This is a genomic window from Caloramator sp. CAR-1 (genome assembly GCF_030546345.1).
Lineage (GTDB): Bacteria > Bacillota > Clostridia > Clostridiales > Caloramatoraceae > Caloramator > Caloramator australicus.
On sequence record NZ_JAUONW010000045.1, the window covers coordinates 20,376 to 27,275 of the forward strand.

The 6,900-nt window shown below is 36.8% G+C and carries 5 protein-coding genes; all 5 read right to left on the reverse strand.

Annotated features, from left to right (window positions below):
• Positions 1 to 89: 89 nt before the first annotated feature.
• Positions 90 to 2,450, reverse strand: a complete 2,361-nt coding sequence (gene pheT / locus Q3V94_RS12695) for a phenylalanine--tRNA ligase subunit beta (RefSeq protein ID WP_303528252.1) — start codon at positions 2,448 to 2,450, stop codon at positions 90 to 92.
• Between the two features lie 11 nt (positions 2,451 to 2,461).
• Complete coding sequence (pheS, locus tag Q3V94_RS12700; RefSeq protein ID WP_303528255.1) at positions 2,462 to 3,481, reverse strand: phenylalanine--tRNA ligase subunit alpha; 1,020 nt, start codon at positions 3,479 to 3,481, stop codon at positions 2,462 to 2,464.
• A gap of 283 nt (positions 3,482 to 3,764) precedes the next feature.
• Positions 3,765 to 4,526 (reverse strand): RNA methyltransferase, encoded by a 762-nt coding sequence (locus Q3V94_RS12705; protein WP_008908025.1) that lies wholly within the window; start codon positions 4,524 to 4,526, stop codon positions 3,765 to 3,767.
• 7 nt (positions 4,527 to 4,533) lie between these two features.
• On the reverse strand, positions 4,534 to 5,196 hold the full coding sequence (locus Q3V94_RS12710) for a TrkA family potassium uptake protein (protein ID WP_008908024.1): 663 nt from the start codon (positions 5,194 to 5,196) through the stop codon (positions 4,534 to 4,536).
• Between the two features lie 14 nt (positions 5,197 to 5,210).
• Positions 5,211 to 6,572 (reverse strand): TrkH family potassium uptake protein, encoded by a 1,362-nt coding sequence (locus Q3V94_RS12715; protein ID WP_008908023.1) that lies wholly within the window; start codon positions 6,570 to 6,572, stop codon positions 5,211 to 5,213.
• Positions 6,573 to 6,900 lie beyond the last annotated feature (328 nt).

Below are 6,900 nucleotides of genomic sequence, written 5' to 3' on the forward strand. Positions count from 1 at the left end.
GTTATAATTATTATATATTCTAAAAACAAAAAATGTAAACTACTTCACTACCAAAAACCCCCACCTGTTTTTTAGGTGGGGGTAAAAGATTATCTTAACTGAGCTCCAAGCTTTTCTGAAAGGGATTTTATGATGCTCTCGTGAACCTTATTAACTTCTTCATCCGTTAGTGTTCTATCTTCTCTTCTGTAGATTATAGAGTATGCTACTGATTTCATTCCCTCTGGAACTTGTTTTCCTTTATAAACATCAAAGAGTTTAACTTGTTCTACTATTTCTTTTCCTATCTTCCATATGATATTTTCAATTTCAGCAACAGCAACTTCATCCTTAACTAAAATTGCAATATCCCTATCAACAGCAGGATATTTGGGAAGAGGCTTATATTTTCTTTCAGTTTTATATGCTTCAAATAACGGCATAAGCTCAATTTCAGCAACATAAATTCTGTCTTCAATTTCGTAGTTTTCAGCAACTTCAGGATGAACTTCTCCAAAGTAGCCAACTGACTTTCTTCTTACTAAAAGCTTTGCACATCTTCCAGGATGGAATATTGGATTCTTCTCGTCCCTTTCATAATCTACTTTATCAATTCCTAAAACATAAAGTATATTTTCAATAACTCCCTTTAAATCATAAAAGTCAACTTTCCCTATCATTCCAATTGAAAGCTTTACAGGTTCATAGGGCATGTTTTCGGCTGGATGATAAGTCTTTGCAACTTCAAATATTTTAACTTCCTTGTTATCCCTTGCATAATTTATCTTCAATGTTTCCATTATTGAAGGAATTAATGTTGTCCTCATTATGCTAAAGTCTTCCCCGAGAGGATTTAAAATCTTTACTGTATTTCTTAATGGGCTATCCTCTGGAAGCCTTATTTTATCAAAAGCCTTAGGACTTATAAAGGAATATGTGTTTATCTCGAAAAAGCCCCTATTTACAAGAACATTTCTTATTATATTCGTAAGCCTTTGTTCCCTAGTAAGAACAGCCTCAACCGCCTCACCCTTTATCTTTTCTGCTTTGATTTTGTCATATCCGTAGAGCCTTGCTATCTCTTCTGCAACATCCTCTTTAATCCTTATATCCTGCCTGAAGGTTGGAACTTCAATCTTTAGCTTATCTCCTACCTCAACCTTCATTCCAAGATAGCCCAGCATATTTGCCATTGCTTCCTTTGATATATTAATTCCTATGAAATCATTTATCCAGTTAGGATCTACTTCTAATGTATAGGGCTTTACAGGGTTTTTGTATATATCTATTTTTCCGCCTACAACCTCTCCAATTTCAAGAGCTTCAACAAGGTGGCAAGCTCTGTCAAGGGCTAAATCCACAAGGTTTGGATCTAAATCCTTTTCAAATCTTGAGGAGGATTCTGTTCTTAGTCCTAATTTTTTAGCTGTAAGCCTTACATTAGGTCCATTAAAGTTTGCACATTCAAATACTACAGTTGTTGTGTCGTCCTTTATCTCAGAGTCAAGTCCTCCCATAACTCCTGCAACCGCAACAGCACCCTTTTCATCGGCAATTACTAGCATTGAGGAATCTAATGTTCTTTCAACTCCATCAAGGGTTGTAAATTTTTCACCATCCTCAGCCCTTCTTACTATTATCCTTTTGCCATTTATAAACCTATGGTCAAAGGCGTGCATAGGTTGGCCAAGTTCAAGCATAACATAATTTGTAATGTCAACTATATTATTTATCGGTCTTACTCCAGCATCCATAAGGCGCTGCTGCATCCACTCAGGTGATGGACCTATCTTTACATTTTTTACTACCCTTGCTGCGTATCTTCTGCATAAATCATCCTTAACTTCAACATCTATATAATCCTTAATATTCTCGTCCTTTTCCTTAAAACTTGTCTCAATTCCCTTTAATGGGACTCTAAATGTGGCAGAGGCTTCCCTTGCAATTCCGTAAACCCCAAAGCAATCTGCTCTATTTGAAGTTATTTCAAAATCAAGTATTCCACCCTTAAGACCTAATATTTCTTTAATGTCAACTCCAATTGGAGTCCCCTTAGGTAAAATCATAATTCCGTGAACTGAATCGTCATCGGCAATTCCAAGCTCTGCCTCAGAACAGAGCATCCCGTTAGAGTCTACTCCCCTTAGTTTTCCCTTTTTTATTTTAACTCCACCTGGCAATGTAGAGCCATGGAGGGCAACAGGAACAGTATCTCCTTCTTGAACATTTTCAGCACCTGTTACAATTTGGATAACTTCTTCTCCAACGTTAACCTGACATACCCTTAACTTATCAGCATTAGGGTGCTTTTCTATTTTTTCTATCAATCCTGTAACTACTTTGTCTATTTCCTTGCCATATTCTATAACCTCTTCAACCTTTGATCCTGACATTGTAAGGGCATCGGCAACTTCCCTTATATCCTTTTCTATGTCAACATACTCCAGCAGCCAATTATATGGAACCTTCATCTTATCCCTCCTTAAAACTGCTTTAAAAATCTAATATCGTTTTCATAAAGAAGCCTTATATCATCTATACCATACTTTATCATAACTATTCTATCAAGCCCCATTCCAAAGGCAAATCCGCTGTATTCCTCAGGGTCTATTCCGCCCTTTCTTAAAACATCTGGATGCACCATTCCACATCCTAATATTTCGATCCATCCTGAGCCTTTACATACCCTGCAGCCTTCTCCGTCACAAACAAAGCAGGATACATCCATCTCAGCTGATGGCTCTGTAAATGGGAAATGATGAGGTCTAAATTTAGTCCTTGTCTTTTCTCCAAAGAACCTCTTTGCAAAGGTTTCAAGGGTTCCCTTAAGGTTTGCCATTGTAATTCCCTTGTCTACAACTAATCCTTCAATCTGGTAGAATATAGGTGAGTGGGTAGCATCAACTGCATCAGATCTATAAACCCTTCCTGGTGCAATGATTCTTATTGGTGGTTTTGTCTTTTCCATGGTTCTTACCTGTATTGGGGATGTCTGAGTTCTTAAAACAAGATTTTCGCTTATATAGAAGGTATCCTGCTCATCCCTTGCAGGATGGTTCTTGGGAACATTAAGGGCCTCAAAGTTGTAGTAGTCAAGCTCCACTTCAGGTCCTTCTGCGATTGAAAAGCCCATTCCAAAGAATATATCCTTGATCTCGTCTAAAACCTTATTTAAAGGATGAATTCCACCGATTTCAACCTTTTTCCCCGGCATCGTAATGTCTATGTATTCGCCCTTTATTTTTAGCTCCCTTTCCTTATTTTTAATATTTAAAAGGGCCTTTTTAATTTCCTCTTCAATAAACTCCCTAACTTCATTGGCAAACTTTCCAATTATTGGTCTTTCCTCAGGAGATAGGCTCCCCATTCCCCTTAAAATCGTAGTTAAACTTCCCTTTTTGCCAAGATACTTAACTCTAATCTCGTCTATCCTTTGGCTGTTTGTAGCTTCCTTAATTTCCTCTAGAGCTTCTAATTTTATTTTTTCAAGCTGTTCTCTCATCCTCTAACCTCCCTTTGTATAAAAATAAATCCCCATCCCTAGTAGGGACGGGGAAACCGCGGTACCACCCTAATTGAGCCAATGGCTCCTCTTATTTTTATAACGGCAATGCCGCCATCAGCCTACTTAATTTCAGCTGAGGAACTCTGGAGGGAAGGTTCAATCGGCTACATTGCAGGCTTGCTCTCAATCGCGGCAGGCCCTCCCTGTGCACATCACCGACCTACTGTGCTCCTTCACCGTTTCGGATATTAAATTCTTATTAAATTATAATTTTTAAGGCTTATCTTGTCAATCTTTGCCTTACAACTTCGTATATTACAATGGCCGATGCAACTGCAGCGTTTAAAGATTCTGCCTTTCCAATCATCGGAATTTTTATTTTATGTGTTGAAAGTTCTATATGCTCCTTTGAAATTCCGTTTGCCTCGTTTCCTATAACAAGGGCTGTTTTTTCATTAAAGTTGTAATCGTAAATTAGCTTTTCTGCCTCAAGGCTTGTTGCATATATATTAAAGCCTTTATTTTTAAGATAATCTGAGGCTTTTTCAAAATCATCAAAATACACTATCGGGACTCTAAATATAGACCCCATTGTTGAACGTAGAGTTTTTGAGTTATAGGGATCAACTGTCCCCTTTATAATGATTAGAGCATCGGCTCCTGCCGCATCAAGGGTTCTAATTATAGTTCCAAGGTTTCCAGGGTCCTGAACCCCATCGGCTATAACAACAAAATCCTTTAAATCAGCCCTGTTTTCCCTCTTTCTACAAACTGCAGCCACACCTTGAGGATTTTCAGTATCTGAAAGTTCTTTAATTACATCCTCATTAACTTCATATTTTTTGACATCCCAGTCCAAAATATATGAATACTTTGAATCAAGGATTTTGTTCGAATAAAAAATATACTCTACAAAATTTTCCTTAATAGCCTCTTCAACAAATCTAACACCTTCAATTAAAAATTTATTTAGCTCATCCCTATATTTTTTTTGCTTTAACTTTAAAGACTCCTTTATTAAAGGATTATTTTTCCCTAACATAAACATCCTACCTTAATTTTTCGTTTTCAAATTTTCTAATGTTTTCGTTTGTGGATATCACAACAAGCACATCTCCCGGTTTTATAACATCATCTGCACCCGGGGAGACATCAATCTCCTTGCCCCTCTTTATTGCCATAACGTTAAATCCATATTGATTTCTCATATCGAGCTCTCTTAAGGATTTATTATGCCATTCTTCAATTGCCGTAAGTTCAATTATGTTGTAGTCCGGTGACAGTTCTATAAAATCGAGGATATTCGATGTGCAAAGGTTGTGGGCTACTCTAACCCCCATATCCCTTTCAGGGAATACAACCCTATCAGCACCTATCTTGTAAAGCACCTTTGCATGAAGATCATTGTGGGCCTTTGCTATAACGTATTTTATTCCAAGCTCCTTTAAAAGTAGAGTTACCATAACGCTCGATTGAATATCTGAACCTATCGTTACAACTGCAACGTCAAAGTTTCTAATACCTAAGGATCTTATTGTGGATTCATCTGTAGCATCTGCCTGAACGGCATGGGTTACGAAGTCGGATATATTTTGAACAGTCTCTTCGTCCTTATCTATAGCCAAAACTTCGTTGCCAAGGGAATAAAGGGTTTTAGCAACGCTTGAGCCGAATCTTCCAAGTCCAATAACTACGAATTGCTTAGATTTCATAACAATCCTCCTAATCATCCTACCAGTATTTTATCCTCTGGGTATTTTATAGCCTTGCTTGCCATCAGCTGCTTTCTTGCAAAGGCAAGGGCAAGAGTTAGTGGTCCTACTCTTCCCGAATACATGGTAAATATTATTATTAACTTACCTATAGCATCGAGTCTGGTTGTTAAACCAAGGCTTAAACCTACCGTTCCAAAGGCTGATGTTGCCTCATACATAAACTCCATAAATTCTCCCTGCTGTGTTATGGAAAGAACCATCGTAACAAAAATAACCAACATAAAGCTTATAAATGTTATTCCAACTGCTCTATAAACAAGTTCCTTTGGAATCCTTCTTTCAAATATTTCGGTATCCTCTCTACCTTTTATAACGGCTAAAACTATCATTAAAATTAATGTCGCTGTTGTGGTTTTTATACCGCCACCCGTTGAGCCTGGGGATGCACCTATAAACATAAGAATTATAGTTAAAAACTTGCTTGCTGTTGTCATATCCGGAAGATTTATGGTATTAAATCCAGCCGTTCTTGGAGTTATGGATGCAAATAGACTTGATAAAATTTTACCCTTAAAAGATAAAGCTCCTAAAGTCTTAGGATTATTGTATTCAAGTATAAAAAAGGCTACCGCACCAGTAACTATTAAAATTGTAGTTGCAAATATAACCACCTTCGAATGTAAAGAGAGCTTTTTAAAATTTCTATTGTTAATAATTTCAGTAACAACACCAAAACCTAAACCGCCAATTACGATAAGTGACATAACTGTAAGGTTTATAACCACATTTTCAGTATAGGGCGTTAAGCTTCTAAATCCACCTATAAGATCAAACCCGGCATTGCAGAAGGCGGATACTGAGTGGAATATGCCGTAATAAATTCCTCTTTTCCAGCCGTATTGTGGAATAAATTGGGTAGATAATAGAATAGCGCCTAACCCCTCTATTGAAAAGGTTATCCCCATAACATAAATTGCAAGCTTAACTATACCCTGAATATTAAAGGCGTTGTAGGCCTCCTGCATTATAAGCCTTTCCTTTAGGCTTATCTTTCTTCCAAGAATTATTGCAAACATGGTTGCAAAGGTCATAAAGCCAAGTCCACCAATCTGAATAAGTAAAAGTATTATAACTTGACCAAACAAACTCCAGTGGGTTCCGGTATCAAGTGTAACAAGTCCGGTTACGCACACAGCGGATGTAGCTGTAAATAGGCAATCTAAAAAGGGCGTTGCATTACCATCGGCAGATGAAATTGGAAGTTTTAATAAAAGCGCCCCAATTAAAATCACAGCTGCAAAACCTAAGGCTAAAATCTGAACCGGCTGAAGTCTATAAATTTTGACCCCGTCTTCTCCTTCCTTAAGTAGCATATCTAATCCTCCTAATATTGCGATTTTCAAATACATTATTATATTATACCACGTTTAAAGTTTTTTAAAAATTTAAAAGAGGCCGATCATAGTGTAAAATTATTGTAGGACGAAAAAGGACAAAAAATTTAAAAGAGACAACCCCTGTGGTAAAATAAAAAGTGGAAAAAACACAAATCAATAAGGGGGTGTCTCTTTTGAATAATATTATACAACATGATATTATACAACAACATTTAATAAATTTCACTACTAAATTAATAAAAAATGTAGAAGAAATGCTGTCAAAAGAATGGGATTTTACAAAACTTGTTGAGGTAGTTAAAGA

Excerpts from the sequence above, each read along its gene's own strand:
- pheT (WP_303528252.1), bottom strand. The coding sequence starts at position 2,450 with ATGAAGGTTCCATATAATTGGCTGCTGGAGTATGTTGACATAGAAAAG.
- pheS (WP_303528255.1), bottom strand. The coding sequence starts at position 3,481 with ATGAGAGAACAGCTTGAAAAAATAAAATTAGAAGCTCTAGAGGAAATT.
- Q3V94_RS12705 (WP_008908025.1), bottom strand. The coding sequence starts at position 4,526 with ATGTTAGGGAAAAATAATCCTTTAATAAAGGAGTCTTTAAAGTTAAAG.
- Q3V94_RS12710 (WP_008908024.1), bottom strand. The coding sequence starts at position 5,196 with ATGAAATCTAAGCAATTCGTAGTTATTGGACTTGGAAGATTCGGCTCA.
- Q3V94_RS12715 (WP_008908023.1), bottom strand. The coding sequence starts at position 6,572 with ATGCTACTTAAGGAAGGAGAAGACGGGGTCAAAATTTATAGACTTCAG.